Source organism: Curtobacterium sp. VKM Ac-2865 (genome assembly GCF_015350905.1).
GTDB lineage: Bacteria > Actinomycetota > Actinomycetes > Actinomycetales > Microbacteriaceae > Curtobacterium.
On record NZ_JADKRZ010000004.1, the window covers coordinates 357,751 to 372,039 of the forward strand.

Sequence of the window (14,289 nt, forward strand, 5' to 3'; positions counted from 1 at the left end):
CGCCGGACCCGACACGAACTGCGATCTCAGCGGATCGGCGGCGCGGCCCGGCCGGAGCCGGTCAGTCGGTCGCGCCCGCGGGCGGGTCGACCAGCAGCGCGACACGGTCGGTCAGGTAGTCGACGAGGGGGACGGCAGCGCCGGAGGTCGGCGACCACCGGACGAACGGCTCGTCGTCCCGCACGGACAGGACCCCGTCGGCGTCGACGAGCGTGTCGTCGAGAGGGATCGGCGTCGCGCCGTGGTTCACCGTGTCGCCCGCGTCGAAGCGACCACGGACGGCCGCCGCCCGGTAGGCCCGACGGGTCTCGGCGGACACGGACACGAACTGCGCCCGCCCGGGGTCGGTGACCCGGGTGATGGTGCCCGTCGCCCAGACCCGGCCGCCGGTCTCCAGCGACGACCCGATCAGCAGCGCCCCGACCCGCCAGACCCGACCGAGCGGCCGCATGGTCGGCTCGCGGCGGATGCCGAGCACCGCCTTCGGTCGGACGTACTCGCCGAGGGCCTCGTCCCGGACGTCCGCGGTGCGCAGTCGTCGGGCGGCGTCGTCGAGCAGCGCCTGGGCCCGTGCCACACCGTCCGTCACGTCCCCAGAGCCTAGACGTGCGGTTCCCACAGGGGCGGGGTACGTGCGACTGGACCGGGACGCGGACGGTGCGGCGTTCCATGGACGAACAGCGTCGCCCGGCCCGGGCACGCCGACCCGACGACGAGGAACGTCCCAGTGCCCCACGCGTTCGACCCCGAGCACCTCAGCCCGGTCAGCCTGCGCTCCGTCGCGGCCGCGGTCGGAGCCGCCGAGCCCGACAGCGGCTCCCGCGTCACCGGGATGACGGTGAGCACCGGGGACGTCCGCCCCGGCGGGCTGTTCGCGGCCCTGCCCGGACGCCACCAGCACGGCGCCGACCACGTCAGAGCTGCCCGTCGTGCCGGGGCAGTCGCCGTCCTGACCGACGCGGCAGGGGAGCCGACCGCGACGGCGAGCGGGCTGCCGGTCGTCGTGGTGGCCGACGTCCGGACGGTCCTCGGCGCCGCTGCCCGCGCGGTGTACGGCACGGGCGACCTCGGCGTCCCGATGCTCGGGGTGACGGGCACGAACGGCAAGACCTCGACCGTGTACGTGCTCGACGCGCTCATGCGCCGCCTCGGTTGGCCCACCGCGCTCACGTCGACCGCGGAACGCCGGATCCGGGACGCCGCGGTCGCCGCGCGCCTGACCACCCCGGAAGCGCCGGAGCTGCACGCCTTCCTGGCCAGGGCCGCCGAGCAGGGGGTCATGGGCATCGCCGTCGAGGCCAGCGCGCAGGGCCTCAGCCGACATCGGCTCGACGGCGTGCGGTTCGACGTCGCCGGGTTCACGAACCTCAGCCACGACCACCTCGACGACTACGTGGACATGGACACGTACCTCCGCGCGAAGGCGGCGCTGTTCACGCCGGAGCACGCGCGTCGCGGCGTGGTCTCGGTGGACAGCGCCGCGGGCCGGACGATCGTCCGCGACGCGGGCGTCCCGGTCGAGACGATCACGTCGCTGCCCGAGCAGGAGGCGACCTGGCGGGTGGCCGTGCTCGACCAGCGTCTGGACGGTACGCGGTTCCGCCTGACGGGGCCGGACGGCACGGACATCGCCACCGAGGTGCCGCTGCTCGGTCGGCACATGGCGGCCGACGCCGGCCTCGCGATGGCCATGTTGATCCGCGCCGGGGTGGGCCCCGAGGTGCTCCGCGCCGCGGTGGGCGACCGGCTCGACGTCGTCGTCCCCGGGCGGATGTCCGACGCCTCGGCACCGACCGGTCCACGGGTGTTCGTCGACTTCGCCCACACGCCCGACGCCTTCGCGAAGAGCCTGGAGGCCGTCTGCGCCGTCGCACCCGCCCGCGTGGCGATCGTCCTCGGTGCCGACGGGGACCGTGACCCGACGAAGCGGCACGGCATGGGGGTCGTCGCTTCGACCGCGGCCGACGTCGTGGTGGTCGCCGACCACCACCCGCGCTTCGAGGACCCGGCACCGATCCGGGCCGCGATCCTGGCCGGGGCGCGCTCGGTCGACTCGGACGCCCTGATCGTCGAGGAACCAGACCCCGCGGCCGCGATCCGGACGGCGCTCGCCGCGGTCGGTGACGACGGGGTCGTCTACTGGGCAGGCCCTGGCCTGACCGACTACCGGGACGTCCGCGGGGAGCACGTGCCGTACTCGTCGTTCGAGGACGCCCGGGTGGCGCTCGCCGAGGCGGGTCACCCGGCGGAGGACACCGTCCCGTGCGGCTGACCCGTCCGCCGAGGGCCGGCGACGTGGCGCGGCCCTGACCGTCGAGCACGTCGGCGACGACGGCGCGCCGCCGAGACCGTGCCGGCGATGATCATCACCGCGCCGTAGGTGAGGAGCACCCCGGCGATCATCGGGACGAGCCAGCTCCGCGACCCGTTGACGAGCTGGTTGACCCAGCCGATCCCGGGGACGCTGTACCAGACGACACCGCGCACCTGGCCGGGCACGACAGCTGCCGCGTCCGCGACGGCGTTGTTGTCTCCGCGCAGCACGAAGCTCCTGGTGCCGTCGGAGGCGGTCGCGATCGAGACGACGCGGTGGCTGACGACCGCGGGCCGACCTGACTCGATCTGGTACGTCACGACGTCGCCGACCCGGATGGCGTCGACCGGGGTGGGCCGCACGACGAGCAGCGTGCCCGGGGGCAGCGTCGGTTCCATCGACTGCGTCAGGACGGTCAGCGGCGTGGACCCGGTGGCCTTCGGGATCACGATGACCACGAGGGCCACCCCGACGACCGCGAGCAGCAGTCCGGTGCTCAGGCCGAGCACGACCGCGTGCAGTGCCGCCCGCCAACCGGTGCGCGGGGTCGGACGTCGGCTCGGGGCCGCACGTCGAGTCAGGGTCATGCGCCGCATCGGATCGCCGCTCCGTCGTTCTGCGTGAACAGGGTCACGGGTCCACTGCCGGCGACCGTCGAGGTGGGGGCGCCGGTGCTGTCGACGACCTTCACGACGACGGTCGAGGTGCCGGGCGGGATCGACGCGGGGAAGTCGGTCGGCGCGAGCTGGATGGCGCCGGAGTAGTCCTGTGACCGCTGCCCGACCATCGTGTCGCCGACGTAGGCGCCGTACCAGGTGTCGGTCGGGCGGGAGGATGCGGGCCAGGTCACGTCGACGTAGTTGCCACCGTGGTCGGTGCAGGTCAGGGCGGGAGCGGCCGCGGTCGCCGCCGAGGTGTTGAGGTAGAACCCACCCCGGACCGGCGCGGAGACCCATGGCCCCCAGCTCGTCGTGAGGGTGACGATGACGTTGGCCGTCGCCGAGGCCGGGGCGGACGCCCGGGGTGTGCTCCTGGTGCACCACACCGCTTCCGTGTGGCCGGCGAGCGTCGAGGTCATGCTCGGCAGCGATGCCCAGGTCCCGGTGACCGATCCGCTGCCGACGGCCGCGCCGTCGGTGCAGTCCGCCGTCGAGGGGACCGGCCATGCGACGACGTCGATGGCCTGCGCGAGCTCGGACGAGCTGTCGCTCGTGACCATCACGGAGGTCGTCGTGGTCCCCCGCAGGTTCTGCGAGTTCATCAGCGTCAGGGGCTTCGTCAGCGAGGACACCGTGCTGGAGAACGTCGTCGTCATGTCCTCCGCGCCCTTGATCCCGGCGGCGAGCTTGCCGATCGTCGTGCTCGACGTCGCCTTCGCCGACGCGGTCCACAGCGCCCACGCGGCACTCGAACCGCCGACGACCAGCGCCAGGCTCAGCATCGCGGCGAGGAGCACGCGCACCCGGCGGCTCACGGCGCGACCTGCGTGCCGGTGACGGTCAGCGTGAAGTCGGTCACGGCACCCGAAACGCTCTGCGGCGCGTCCATCGCCAGCACGATCTCGATGCAGCCCATGCCGGAGGCGCCCGGGGGCAACGTGTAGTAGCCGCTGCCGGTGTCGAAGGTGGCGAGCGGACCCGTCGCGCCGGACATGCCGGCGTGGCACTCGGACGCCGAGCCGACCGACGCGAGCCGGAGTGTCTGCGCGCCGAGCACGACGTCGTCGGTGGTGTCGGCGTAGGACACCTTCGTCGCGGTGATGGCCACCCGCATCGAGAGCGGGACGGTACCGGTGTTCCGCACGGTGAACGTGCCCGTCGTGCTCGAGCCCGGGCCGATCGCCGTCTGGTACATCGGGGACAGGGGGCTCACCGTCAGCGTCGCGGTGCCGGAGCGCACGACCGAGGACTTCGTGCTCGCCGAGGCGTTCCACAGCGCGTAGGTCCCGCCGGTGCCGAGCACCGACGCGACCACGGCGACCGCCAGGGCGAGCGCGGTGACCCACACCCAGCGGTGACGCGACGGCGCACGGTGGCGACGTCGCGACGCGGTCGGACTGCTCATCTCCGTCACCCCCCGGTGAACGTGGTCGTGGTGGTGGAACCGGCGCGGTCGACGGATCAGGGACCGACCGCGCCGGTGGTCAGGAGCCGATCGCGGTCTGCGTCAGCGTGAAGGCGAGCGCACCGACGTTGACGGTGCCGTTCTGGCCTGTGGTGGCGGACTGGGGCAGCTCGATCGTGAAGACGACCTTCACGGCCGACGTCCCGGCAGCGGGGGAGACCACGAAGGTGTTGGCGGACGAGGTCGACTGCACCACCGAGTCGCTCGACGACGTGACCGCGAGGGTCTTCGTCGTCGCCGCGATCAGGCCGGAGTCACCGGTGATGCTCTGGGTGGCGTAGGTCAGGTTCGCCTTGAGGTCCTGGCCGGTCGCGGCGATGTTCAGGGTCTGCGTGAACTGGTACTTGTTGCCGGGGACCATGAGCACGGACGCCGGGTTGATCGTGGCCGAGCGGCCGTTGGTCAGGTCGGTCCACACGCCGTCGTTCGCAGCCGTGAGGGTCAGGTTGCCCGAGGCGATGGACGCCGCGGCGCTCGAGGCATTGGCGTTCCAGAGTGCGAAGCTGCCAGCCCCGCCGAGGAGGAGGGCGATGCCGGCGGCGCCGGCGACGGCACCCGTGACGATCTTCTGCATGGTGGATCCGTTCCTGCGCTCTTCGGGGAGCGCTGAGGCCGCCGGCACGGTGGTTCGGGTTGCGTGCAGGCGGGACGGTGTCATCGACCCCGTGGTACGTGGGTCGCGGCTGACCGGTGCCGAGCGGAACCGCCGAGCTCCGGAGCGCAAGGCGGCTCGGGCGGGCTGGGTTCCGTCTGACATCGACGCTACCGGTCCCCCAAAGTGCTGACAACGGAGATCATGCGTCTGAATGGACCCAAAACGGGGGTGATTTCGGTCCCCAGGACTGCCGACTGGCTTGTACCCCGATCGGACAGCTCATCCTGAGGAATGCCTGGCAGGCCGACACGGTTGGATCGACCGGGAACGAGGAGGGGACCATGGGCATCGTGCGCTGGCTGTTCGACGCGCAGATCGTCATCGGGGACCAGACGGTGCTCTGGCGCGAGGTGATCGGCAACGTCTTCGGGCTGCTCAGCGCGCTCGGCGGGATGCGTCGTCGCATCTGGGCCTGGCCCGTCGGCATCCTGGGGAACGCCCTGCTCTTCACGGTCTTCATGGGGGCGCTCTTCGACACCCCGAACCCCGTCAACCTGCTCGGGCAGGCCGGCCGCCAGGTGATGTTCATCATCGTCAGCGTCTACGGCTGGTACCGGTGGACGCACCGCCCTGCCGAGTCGGTCACCGTGATCGACCCGCGCTGGGCCTCCTGGCGGACCCGCGCGCTGCTGGTGGTCGCGCTCGTCGGCGGCACGGCCCTGCTCACCCCCGTGTTCCGTGCGCTCGGGTCCTACGAGCCCGTCTGGTCCGACGCGTGGATCTTCGTCGGGTCCCTGCTCGCGACGTACGGCATGGCGAAGGGGTGGGTCGAGTTCTGGCTGGTCTGGGTCGCGGTCGACCTGGTCGGGGTGCCACTGCTGTTCTCGGCGGGGTACTACGCCTCGGGGCTGATGTACGTGGTCTACGGCGTCTTCACCCTCACCGGGTTCTTCGTCTGGATGCGGCAGCGCACCCGCCCGTCCGCCGCCCCGGTCACCGTCGGCTGACGACGGAGCAAGCCGCCGACGTGACCAGCGGCCGACGACCGACGACCGACGACCGACGACCGAGCATGCCGCCGAGGCGACCGGCCACCCGCAGGGCATGATGGCCGCATGACCGAGGCAGCCGTCGTCACCGGGTGGCGCGTGTACCGCGCACGCCGCACCGAGTTCCTCGACCCCGCGCGCGTCCGCCGCCGGACCCGTGTCTGCGGCACCGTCGCCACGGCGCTCGGCACGTTCGGCGTCGTCGCGCAGCTGCTCTGGCACTCCGTGCTCGAGGCACCGCTCGGCCTCGCCCTCGTCGCGATCGCGGCCTTCGCCGCCGCCGTGGGCTGCCTCGCCGCCACGTTCCTGCGGACGGCGTCGACCCCGGCCACCCTCGAGCCCGCGGCCCTGACCGGCGACTGGCGACGCTCCGAGCGCATCAGCCAGCAGTTCGGGCCGCGACCGCCGGCGATGCTCCCCGAGGACCGGGACCTGGTGCTCCGACAGGTCGAGGGGTCGGTCGGCGCCGGCGTCGTCGTGTTCGACCGGACGCGGTGGCTCCCCGTCGGCTGACTCATCGCCTGGGTGGGTCTGCTCGTCGTCGGCGAGGGGTCCACCGACCACCTCGTGCTGCTGCTGATGCCGCCGGTGCTCGCCCTCATGCAGTCCTCGAGTGCCATCACCGCCCTGCTCGCCACGGGTCGCGCCGACGCCGCCCGTCGCCGAGCCGAGGCGACGCCCCCGTACGACCCACCGCCCGCCGCGCCCACCCGGAACCGTGACCCCCGCGGGTCGAAGCTCAGCCTGCCCGACACCTGAGGCACAACACCCCCCGCACTGGGACACGACGGCACCCCCGGGATGCGGTGTGATGGTCGGGTGCAGACACTCACCGAGGGACTCTCCGACGGGACGCTCGACGCCGAGCGGCCGTTGCCAGAACAGACCATCGCCGAGCGCCTCGTCCGTGCCGCGATCCGGGCGTACCGACTGCACCCGTTCAACGACGTCGACGCCGCGGTCGTGGCCGACGTCGCCGGACTCCCGCTCGATGCCGTCTCCCGGGCGTTCCCGACGTGGGACGCGCTGCTGCTCGTGACGTACGACCGCTGGACGTCCATGCGCGGTTCGACCCGTCGCCAGAGCCCCATGTGCACGATCGAGCACGTCCGCCAGACGCTCGCCGAGGACGTCGCCGACCCGGGCCGCGTCCGCGTGCTGGCGGGCGTCATCAACATGGCCGGGGCCGGGACGAGCTTCGCCGAGCTGTTCCGGAAGCGCTACCAGGACTACGTCGTCATGCTCACCGTCGGGCTGCAGCGGGACCTCGACACCGGCATCGAGGCGATCGTCGTCCCGGCCGAACGCGCCGCGACGCAGCTGCTCGCGGTCTACGAGGGGCTGCAGATCCAGATGCTCGTCCGGCCGCACCTCGACACCCTGACGGAGTTCGACCACGCCGTGCGGGCGCTCCGCGAGGGCTGGCGTCGCCGCCACGTGCCGGCGTGGGACCTCGGCTCCGTGCCGACGTCCCCGATCCTCCCGGTCTGACCACTCGTTCCTCCGAGCAGGCCCCAACTGGAAAGTACTTGCCAAACCGGAAAGTACTTGCCAGACTGGTGGCAACGGGAGGGAACACCATGACCGACACCACCACCACCGGCCGCATCGACCCGGCGGACGCTCGCGCGATGCTCGACCGGGCGGACCGCATCAGCCGCCGCGCGCACGACGCCGTGCGCTGGCCCTACGTCACGTTCATCACGGCCCTCGGGGTCGCCACCTCGCTCGGCACGCTGGCGATGGGCCTGACGACGGGCACCGCGTTCGCTGCGGTCTACGTCGGCACGCTCGCGGCGCTCTTCGCGCTGCTGATCGGCTTCATGCTCGCGATCCGCGGCCGCTCGGCCTTCGCCAGCAGCCGACGCTGGACCGTCTACATCGCGAGCTGGGCGCTCACGTACTGCGCCGCGATCGCCGTCGTCGGCTGGGTCCACGGCTCGGTGCTGTGGTCCGGCATCACGTCCGGCCTGGTCCTCGTCGTCGCACTCGCCTGCGCCGCATGGGAGTCCCGCTCGTGACGCTCGAGCAGGGCGCCCACCCCCGGCACCGGCTCGACGACCTGCTGCAGAACGCCGTGCGGTTCTCGATCGTCGCCGCGCTCGACCGTGCCGGCACGCTCGGGTTCCGCGAGGTCCGTGACGCCGTCGAGATCACCGACTCCGCCCTGAGCAAGCAGGTCACCGCGCTCGAGTCCGCCGGCTACGTCGCCGTCGGCAAGGCGTTCGTCGGCAGGACTCCACGGACCTCGCTGACGCTCACCGGCGACGGACGCGCCGCCTGGCGCGGCCACCTGGACGCCCTGCGGCAGATCGCGGGCAGCGACCAGTAGCCCTCGGGGTCACCACGTGACGGCCTGGAGGCCCGGTGCCAGCTGGCACCGGGCCTCCCGTCCGTCATCGGGTGGCGCTGGTGCGGCGACCGGTCAGGACCGTCGCCAGGACGCGATCTGGCGGAGCGTCACCTTCGAGCCGTACTGGGCGACGGAGTGCCGGAACAGGTACTGCGCGAACCAGAGCAGCAGGAGCGCGACGCCGAAGACCTCGACGATGCAGATGACGGACTCCAGCGGGGACAGCGCCCCCACGGCGTTCCTGACCATCGCGGTGATCGGGGTGAAGGTGGGGAAGTACGTGAAGAACGCCACGACCGGGCTGGTCGGGCTCGTCATCACGAAGAACGCCGCGTACACCGGGATCACCAGCGCGAAGATCGCCGTGGACTGCAGTGCGGAGGCGTCCTTGATCGAGGGGACGGCTGCGCCGACGGCGACGAACAGCGCCGAGGCCAGCAGCACCCCGCCGACGAGCAGCAGCGCTCCGACGAGCATCCGCCACGGGTCGATCGTCACGTGCCCGATCCGACCGGCGAGCAGGGGCACGACGACCACGAGCGACAGCAGCCCCGGCACCATGAAGACGCCGATCTGCACCAGGCAGACGAGGAGCATCGCCACGACCTTGCCGCGGATGAGGTCGCCGGCCGTCACCGTGGTCAGGATCATCTCGGAGATCCGGTTCTCCTTCTCCTCCACCACGACCGTCACCATGCGGGCGGCGAGCAGGATGACGAGCCCGAAGAACGCGGCGACGTACAGCAGCGGTGGCACGATCGACAGCCACCCCGGGGCGACGCGGCCGTCGGCGTACGCCGTCACGTCCGTCGTCGGCGGTGAGCGCAGGAGCTCGACGGCCTCCGGGTCGTCGACGCCCGCGGCCACGCTCTGCTCGAGGACCCGCTGCGCGAGGGACGAGTACGCGGTGTTCTCGAACAGCCCGCGGTCCTTCGCGGTGACCCGGATCGACTGGGTCGAGGGCTTCTCGGGGAACACGACGAGGGCGTCGAGCCGACCCGCGACGACGTCCGCACGGTCCCCGGACTCGTCGTCCGACGGGGTGCCGCCCCATCGCGCGGCGACGGACTCGGAGACGAGCCCCGACTGGTCGACGTAGTGGAACGGGGTCTTCGTCGCCGAGGACCGCGAGAGCGCGGAGTCGGTGCCGGCCGCCTGTCCGACGCCGACCAGCAGCGACACGAGGACGACCACCAGGGGCAGCGCGAGCGTGCCGATCCAGAACGCCGGCTTCTTGACCGCGCGGGTGAACTCGAACCGGATGACGGTACCGATGCGGCTCATCGTGTGCTCCTGGCGGTCTCGTCGGCGAGGGCGTCGTGGCCGTAGACCTGGACGAAGATCTCGTCGAGAGGGATCCGGCGCATCTCGAAGCCGGTGACGTGCACGCCGGCGCCCACCAGCGCGGCGAGGATGTCCGACCCGTCCGCGGCCGCGCTCGTCGAGGGGACGAGGTAGGCGACGTGGCCCTCGTGCCGCGCGAGCTTGTACAGGGGGGAGCGGGGGACCGGACCGCTCAGCGAGACCTTGGCGACGGCACCGCCGAAGGCGTCCTGCACCTCGGGGATCGTGCCGTAGGCCGCCGCGTCACCGTCCTTGAGGAGCAGGATGCGGTCGCAGAGCCGCTCGACCTCGTCCATGTGGTGGGTGACGAGGACGACGGTCGCACCGTCGGCCTTCCGCTCGTCGACCAGGTCGAGGAGGAGCCGGCGGTTCACCGGGTCGAGGCCCTTCGTCGGCTCGTCGAGGATGAGCAGCCGCGGGCGGTCCATGATCGTGATCCCGAGCTGCACCTTCTGCTGTTGCCCACCGGAGAGCTTGTCGACCCGGAGCCTGGCCTTGTCCGCCAGGCCGACCCGGGCGAGGTAGTCCATCGACCACGCGGTCGCGGCAGGGCGCGGCATCCCGCGGAGGGCTGCGAAGTAGGTCATCACGTCGAGGACGGACTCCTTGCGGTAGAGCCCGCGCTCCTCGGGCAGGTACCCGATCCCGCCGGTGGCCGGGCGGTAGGGGTGTCCGTCGATCGTCAGCGTGCCCGACGTCGGCGCGGTGATGCCGAGGAGCGCGCGGATCGTCGTCGTCTTGCCCGAGCCGTTGCTGCCGAGGAGCCCGAAGGTCTCTCCGGGTGCGACGTCGAACGACAGACCGTCCACCACGGCACGGTCCCCGAACCGCATCACGAAGTCCTGCACGCTGATGCTCGCCCCGGCCATGGAGCCCCCTTCTCGCTGCGCTGACCCTACCGGCCCCGATTGTGGCCCAGCTTCCCAGGCACCCCCGACCCGGCGCGGGCAAGCTGTCCTCGACTGAGAGGAACTCACATGGACCGCATCCGGCGTCTGCCGCTCCCGGCACTCCTGCCGATCCTGTTCGTCGTGGTCGGCGGACTGTACTTCCTGTTCGGACTGGTCGGGGACCCGTCGCGCGAGGACGTGCTCGCGCGGCTGATCGGCGCGTTGTTCTACGCGACGGGCATGACCGTCGTGTTCGGCATCGTGATCGCCGTCCGTCGTCGGAAGGCCGGCGGCGCCGATGCCGTGACGGCGATGCAGCGCACGATCCGCACCGGCGCCGTCCCGGCCGACGCCGACACCGCGACGTGGATCCCGGAGCTCGAGCGCTACCGGGTCCGGTACCGCCGCAACCGGTGGGCGGTGCCGGTCATGTTCGTCGTGTTCGCCGCGGTGTGCGTCAGCCTTGCGGTCACGGTGAGCCCGGTCTGGTGGCTGTTCCTCGTGCTGTTCGCCGCGCTCTGCGTCTACTCCGTCTGGGAGACCCGCCGGGCGCTCCGGAACCTGGACTCCTCACTCGAGGAGCTGCGTCGTCGCCCGATCACCTCGGCCCCCGCGGGCTCGGCGCCCGGGACGCCGCAGCCCACCGCCGGAGCCGCCTGGACCCTGCCCGGCGACGCAGCGTCCTGACCACCGGTTCTCGTCCGCGGCGATGACGGATCTGGTTCGCGATCCTCGGGCTCCGAGAACCAGATCCGTCACCGCCAGATCCGGAAACCGTCGTCCCGCCAGCGCCACCGCCAGGGCGCCCCGCCCTGACCCGGCTCAGCGGGGAATCGGTGCCAGGCGCTGCAGCTGGGTGACGTGGCCGCGCTCGAGCTCCTCGAGGGACGCGACCCCGAGCAGCCGCATGGTCCGCTCGATCTGTTCGGACAGGATCTGGATCATCCGGTCGACGCCGGCCTCGCCACCGGCCATGAGTCCGTAGAGGTAGGCCCGGCCGACCATCGTGTACCGGGCGCCGAGTGCGACGGCCGCGACGATGTCAGCGCCGGACATGATGCCCGTGTCGAGGTGCACCTCGGTGTCCTTCCCCACCTCGCGCACGACGGTCGGCAGCAGGTGGAACGGGACGGGTGCGCGGTCGAGCTGACGTCCGCCGTGGTTCGACAGGGTGATGCCGTCGACCCCCATGGCGGCCAGGCGCTTGGCGTCGGCCAGGGACTGCACGCCCTTCACGACGATCCTGCCCTTCCACTGCGTGCGGATCCAGGCGAGGTCCTCGTACGTGACGGTCGGGTCGAACATGTGGTCGAGGAGCTCGCCGACGGTGCCGGACCAGCGGTCGAGCGAGGCGAACGCCAGGGGCTCGGTCGTCAGGAAGTCGAACCACCACCACGGGCGCGGGATCGCGTTGACGATGGTCTTCACGCCGAGCTGCGGCGGGATCGAGAACCCGTTGCGCTTGTCGCGGAGCCGCGCTCCCGCGACAGGCACGTCGACGGTGACGAGGAGCGTGTCGAACCCGGCGGCCTCGGCGCGGGACACCAGCGCCATCGACTTCTCGCGGTCCTTCCACATGTAGAGCTGGAACCAGTTGCGCCCGTGCGGGTTGGCGTCGCGGACGTCCTCGATCGCGGTGGTGCCCATCGTGGACAGGGCGAAGGGGATGCCCGCGCGGCCGGCTGCCCGGGCCCCGGCACGCTCGCCCTCGGTCTGCATCATCCGGGTGAAGCCGGTCGGCGCGATGCCGAACGGGTACGCCACCGGGCCGCCGAGGACGTCCCAGTCGGTGCGCACGGTCGACACGTCGCGCAGCACCGCCGGCGTGAACTCGATGTCCTCGAACGCCTGTCGTGCGCGGGCGAGCGAGATCTCCGCCTCGGCAGCGCCCTCGGTGTAGTCGAACGCGGCCCGCGGGGTCCGTCGTTCGGCGATCGCCCGGAGGTCCCAGATCGTCAGCGCCTGGTCGAGCCGACGACGGCGGGCGTTCAGGTCAGGCTTCCGGAACTGCATGAGCGGCGCCAGGTCGCGCACGGTCGGCAGCTGCCGCTTCATCCGCGTCCGCGCGGTCGACGGGGTGCCCGGGGTCGCTGCCGGTGCGCCCGTGGCGGGGTCGACGCGGTGCTGGTCGTCGGTGGAGGTCATGCGGACGTCCTCTGTCTCGTGGTCGATCGATGTGCTCGGTGCTCTGGTCGCGGACTGTACCGGACGGGTTCGACGGTCCGGGCGACCACCGCTCGGAGGGCTTCGAGCGACGCCCCACCGAGACCGGCGAGCCCGACGGCCCGCGCTTGGACCAGCAGGTTGCCGAGCGCCGTGGCCTCGACGGGCCCGGCCAGCACGGGCAGCCCCGTCCGGTCGGCCGTCAACTGGCAGAGCAGACGGTTCTGCGAGCCACCGCCGACGACGTGCACCTGTCGGATGTCCTTGCCCGTCACCGCGCTGATCGTCCGCAGCGTGTCGGCGTACGCCGCGGCGAGGGACTCCAGGATCGACCGCACGACCTCGGCGCGGTCCGCAGGGGCCGCCAGCCCGCGCTCGGCGCACCAGGCGGCGATGCGTGCCGGCATGTCACCCGGCGGCGTGAACGACGGGTCCGCCGGGTCGAAGACGGGGACCGCGGTGGTGACGGCCGCGGCGGAGGCGAGCAGGGCCTCCAGGTCGATCGTGGAGTCGTCCCGCTCCCACGTCCGGACGCTCTCCGAGAGCAGCCACAGGCCGGACACGTTCTTCAGGAACCGGACCCGGCCGTCGACGCCGCCCTCGTTCGTGCAGTTCGCCGCCCGGGCCGCGTCCGTGAGGACCGGAGCATCGAGCTCGACGCCGACGAGCGACCAGGTCCCCGAGGAGATGTAGGCGAAGTCGGGCTCGGTCGCGGGGACCGCGACGACCGCGCTGGCGGTGTCGTGCGAGCCGACGAGCGTGACGGGAGCGGTGCCTCCGACGGCGGCCGCCACGGACGGCAGCAGGGGACCGAGCCGGTCACCCGGGTCGCGGAGCGGCGCCAGGAGTCCGGACGGGAGGCCCGCGGCGGCCAGCAGCGCCGGGTCCCACCCACGGGTGGTCGCGTTGAGCAGGCCTGTGGTGGAGGCGTTCGTGCGCTCGGCGGCCTCGACCCCGGTGAGCCGGAAGCCGAGCAGGTCGGGGATGAGCAGCGCCCGGTCGGCCCGTCCGCGGGCGGGGTCGGCCGCGAGCTGGAACAGCGTGTTGAAGGGCAGCTGCTGCAGGCCGTTGCGGGCGTAGAGCTCGGCGGCGTCCATCGCGGCGTGAACGATCCCGACGCCCCGCGCGTGCCGGTCGTCGCGGTAGTGCACCGGCGGTCCGAGGAGCCGTCCGTCGCGGAGCAGCCCGTAGTCGACCGCCCATGAGTCGATCCCGATGCTGGCGAGGCCCGGGTGGCGGCGGAAGGCCTCGCGCAGGCCGAGCGTCATCTGCGGGGACAGCTCCTCGACGTCCCAGTGCAGGGTGTCCCGGCCGCCCTCGGTCCGGGTGACGGGGCCGTTCGGGAACCGGGCGACCTGCTCCATCCGCACCCCGTCGGCGTCCACGTGGCCGACCACGACCCGTCCGCTCGTCGCGCCGAGGTCCACCGCCGCGACGCTGCCGCCCGTGGTCATCGC

General features: G+C 72.4%; 17 protein-coding genes. 8 read left to right on the top strand and 9 right to left on the bottom strand.

Translation table 11 applies throughout. The annotated features are described in order from the left end of the window. Positions 1-61 precede the first annotated feature (61 nt). Positions 62-589 (bottom strand): hypothetical protein, encoded by a 528-nt coding sequence (locus tag ITJ54_RS12425; protein WP_194628686.1) that lies wholly within the window; start codon positions 587-589, stop codon positions 62-64. Positions 590-727: 138 nt separating this feature from the next. On the opposite strand from ITJ54_RS12425, the gene ITJ54_RS12430 reads away from it, so the two are divergent. Further along, the gene (locus ITJ54_RS12430) at positions 728-2,272 is read left to right on the top strand and encodes a UDP-N-acetylmuramyl-tripeptide synthetase (protein WP_323741707.1); all 1,545 of its coding nucleotides are present in this window, start codon (positions 728-730) and stop codon (positions 2,270-2,272) included. Here ITJ54_RS12430 and ITJ54_RS12435 read toward each other — a convergent pair. From ITJ54_RS12435 to ITJ54_RS12450, 4 genes are all read right to left on the bottom strand, one after another. Further along, positions 2,239-2,901, bottom strand: a complete 663-nt coding sequence (locus tag ITJ54_RS12435) for a signal peptidase I (protein WP_228509317.1) — start codon at positions 2,899-2,901, stop codon at positions 2,239-2,241. The genes ITJ54_RS12430 and ITJ54_RS12435 overlap by 34 nt on opposite strands. Beyond that, on the bottom strand, positions 2,898-3,788 hold the full coding sequence (locus tag ITJ54_RS12440) for a hypothetical protein (protein WP_194628691.1): 891 nt from the start codon (positions 3,786-3,788) through the stop codon (positions 2,898-2,900). Before ITJ54_RS12440 ends, ITJ54_RS12435 begins: the two co-directional genes overlap by 4 nt. Continuing rightward, positions 3,785-4,378, bottom strand: coding sequence for a TasA family protein (locus ITJ54_RS12445; protein ID WP_194628693.1), 594 nt, complete (start codon positions 4,376-4,378; stop codon positions 3,785-3,787). The genes ITJ54_RS12440 and ITJ54_RS12445 overlap by 4 nt, the downstream gene beginning before the upstream one ends. A 79-nt stretch (positions 4,379-4,457) precedes the next feature. Next, positions 4,458-5,012, bottom strand: coding sequence for an alternate-type signal peptide domain-containing protein (locus ITJ54_RS12450; protein ID WP_194628695.1), 555 nt, complete (start codon positions 5,010-5,012; stop codon positions 4,458-4,460). Positions 5,013-5,374: 362 nt separating this feature from the next. On the opposite strand from ITJ54_RS12450, the gene pnuC reads away from it, so the two are divergent. From pnuC to ITJ54_RS12480, 6 genes are all read left to right on the top strand, one after another. Continuing rightward, positions 5,375-6,040, top strand: coding sequence for a nicotinamide riboside transporter PnuC (pnuC, locus tag ITJ54_RS12455; RefSeq protein WP_194628697.1), 666 nt, complete (start codon positions 5,375-5,377; stop codon positions 6,038-6,040). Between the two features lie 108 nt (positions 6,041-6,148). After that, positions 6,149-6,595: a hypothetical protein gene (locus ITJ54_RS12460; RefSeq protein ID WP_194628699.1), complete on the top strand. Its 447-nt coding sequence runs from the start codon at positions 6,149-6,151 to the stop codon at positions 6,593-6,595. Positions 6,596-6,607: 12 nt separating this feature from the next. Next, positions 6,608-6,841, top strand: coding sequence for a hypothetical protein (locus tag ITJ54_RS12465; RefSeq protein ID WP_194628701.1), 234 nt, complete (start codon positions 6,608-6,610; stop codon positions 6,839-6,841). A gap of 60 nt (positions 6,842-6,901) precedes the next feature. Then, on the top strand, positions 6,902-7,573 hold the full coding sequence (locus ITJ54_RS12470; RefSeq protein ID WP_194628703.1) for a hypothetical protein: 672 nt from the start codon (positions 6,902-6,904) through the stop codon (positions 7,571-7,573). Between the two features lie 89 nt (positions 7,574-7,662). After that, positions 7,663-8,103, top strand: coding sequence for a chemotaxis protein CheY (locus ITJ54_RS12475; RefSeq protein WP_194628705.1), 441 nt, complete (start codon positions 7,663-7,665; stop codon positions 8,101-8,103). Continuing rightward, positions 8,085-8,414 (top strand): winged helix-turn-helix domain-containing protein, encoded by a 330-nt coding sequence (locus ITJ54_RS12480; RefSeq protein ID WP_194628707.1) that lies wholly within the window; start codon positions 8,085-8,087, stop codon positions 8,412-8,414. Before ITJ54_RS12475 ends, ITJ54_RS12480 begins: the two co-directional genes overlap by 19 nt. A 93-nt stretch (positions 8,415-8,507) precedes the next feature. On the opposite strand, the gene ITJ54_RS12485 is transcribed toward ITJ54_RS12480, so the two are convergent. Beyond that, positions 8,508-9,719: an ABC transporter permease gene (locus tag ITJ54_RS12485; RefSeq protein ID WP_194628709.1), complete on the bottom strand. Its 1,212-nt coding sequence runs from the start codon at positions 9,717-9,719 to the stop codon at positions 8,508-8,510. Continuing rightward, on the bottom strand, positions 9,716-10,648 hold the full coding sequence (locus ITJ54_RS12490; protein WP_194628711.1) for an ABC transporter ATP-binding protein: 933 nt from the start codon (positions 10,646-10,648) through the stop codon (positions 9,716-9,718). The genes ITJ54_RS12485 and ITJ54_RS12490 overlap by 4 nt, the downstream gene beginning before the upstream one ends. Before the next feature lie 108 nt (positions 10,649-10,756). Between ITJ54_RS12490 and ITJ54_RS12495 the strand changes: the two genes are divergently transcribed. Next, positions 10,757-11,356, top strand: coding sequence for a hypothetical protein (locus ITJ54_RS12495; RefSeq protein ID WP_194628713.1), 600 nt, complete (start codon positions 10,757-10,759; stop codon positions 11,354-11,356). A gap of 135 nt (positions 11,357-11,491) precedes the next feature. Here the strand turns inward: ITJ54_RS12495 and ITJ54_RS12500 are convergent, their stop codons facing one another. Next, complete coding sequence (locus ITJ54_RS12500) at positions 11,492-12,724, bottom strand: alpha-hydroxy acid oxidase (protein ID WP_194628812.1); 1,233 nt, start codon at positions 12,722-12,724, stop codon at positions 11,492-11,494. A gap of 86 nt (positions 12,725-12,810) precedes the next feature. Beyond that, positions 12,811-14,286 (bottom strand): rhamnulokinase, encoded by a 1,476-nt coding sequence (locus ITJ54_RS12505; protein WP_194628715.1) that lies wholly within the window; start codon positions 14,284-14,286, stop codon positions 12,811-12,813. Positions 14,287-14,289 lie beyond the last annotated feature (3 nt).

Coding starts and splice junctions, on each gene's coding strand:
- ITJ54_RS12460 (WP_194628699.1), top strand. CDS start 6,149: ATGACCGAGGCAGCCGTCGTCACCGGGTGGCGCGTGTACCGCGCACGC.
- ITJ54_RS12485 (WP_194628709.1), bottom strand. CDS start 9,719: ATGAGCCGCATCGGTACCGTCATCCGGTTCGAGTTCACCCGCGCGGTC.
- ITJ54_RS12490 (WP_194628711.1), bottom strand. CDS start 10,648: ATGGCCGGGGCGAGCATCAGCGTGCAGGACTTCGTGATGCGGTTCGGG.
- ITJ54_RS12445 (WP_194628693.1), bottom strand. CDS start 4,378: ATGAGCAGTCCGACCGCGTCGCGACGTCGCCACCGTGCGCCGTCGCGT.
- ITJ54_RS12435 (WP_228509317.1), bottom strand. CDS start 2,901: ATGACCCTGACTCGACGTGCGGCCCCGAGCCGACGTCCGACCCCGCGC.
- ITJ54_RS12450 (WP_194628695.1), bottom strand. CDS start 5,012: ATGCAGAAGATCGTCACGGGTGCCGTCGCCGGCGCCGCCGGCATCGCC.
- ITJ54_RS12495 (WP_194628713.1), top strand. CDS start 10,757: ATGGACCGCATCCGGCGTCTGCCGCTCCCGGCACTCCTGCCGATCCTG.
- ITJ54_RS12505 (WP_194628715.1), bottom strand. CDS start 14,286: ATGACCACGGGCGGCAGCGTCGCGGCGGTGGACCTCGGCGCGACGAGC.
- ITJ54_RS12480 (WP_194628707.1), top strand. CDS start 8,085: ATGGGAGTCCCGCTCGTGACGCTCGAGCAGGGCGCCCACCCCCGGCAC.
- ITJ54_RS12500 (WP_194628812.1), bottom strand. CDS start 12,724: ATGAAGCGGCAGCTGCCGACCGTGCGCGACCTGGCGCCGCTCATGCAG.
- ITJ54_RS12475 (WP_194628705.1), top strand. CDS start 7,663: ATGACCGACACCACCACCACCGGCCGCATCGACCCGGCGGACGCTCGC.
- pnuC (WP_194628697.1), top strand. CDS start 5,375: ATGGGCATCGTGCGCTGGCTGTTCGACGCGCAGATCGTCATCGGGGAC.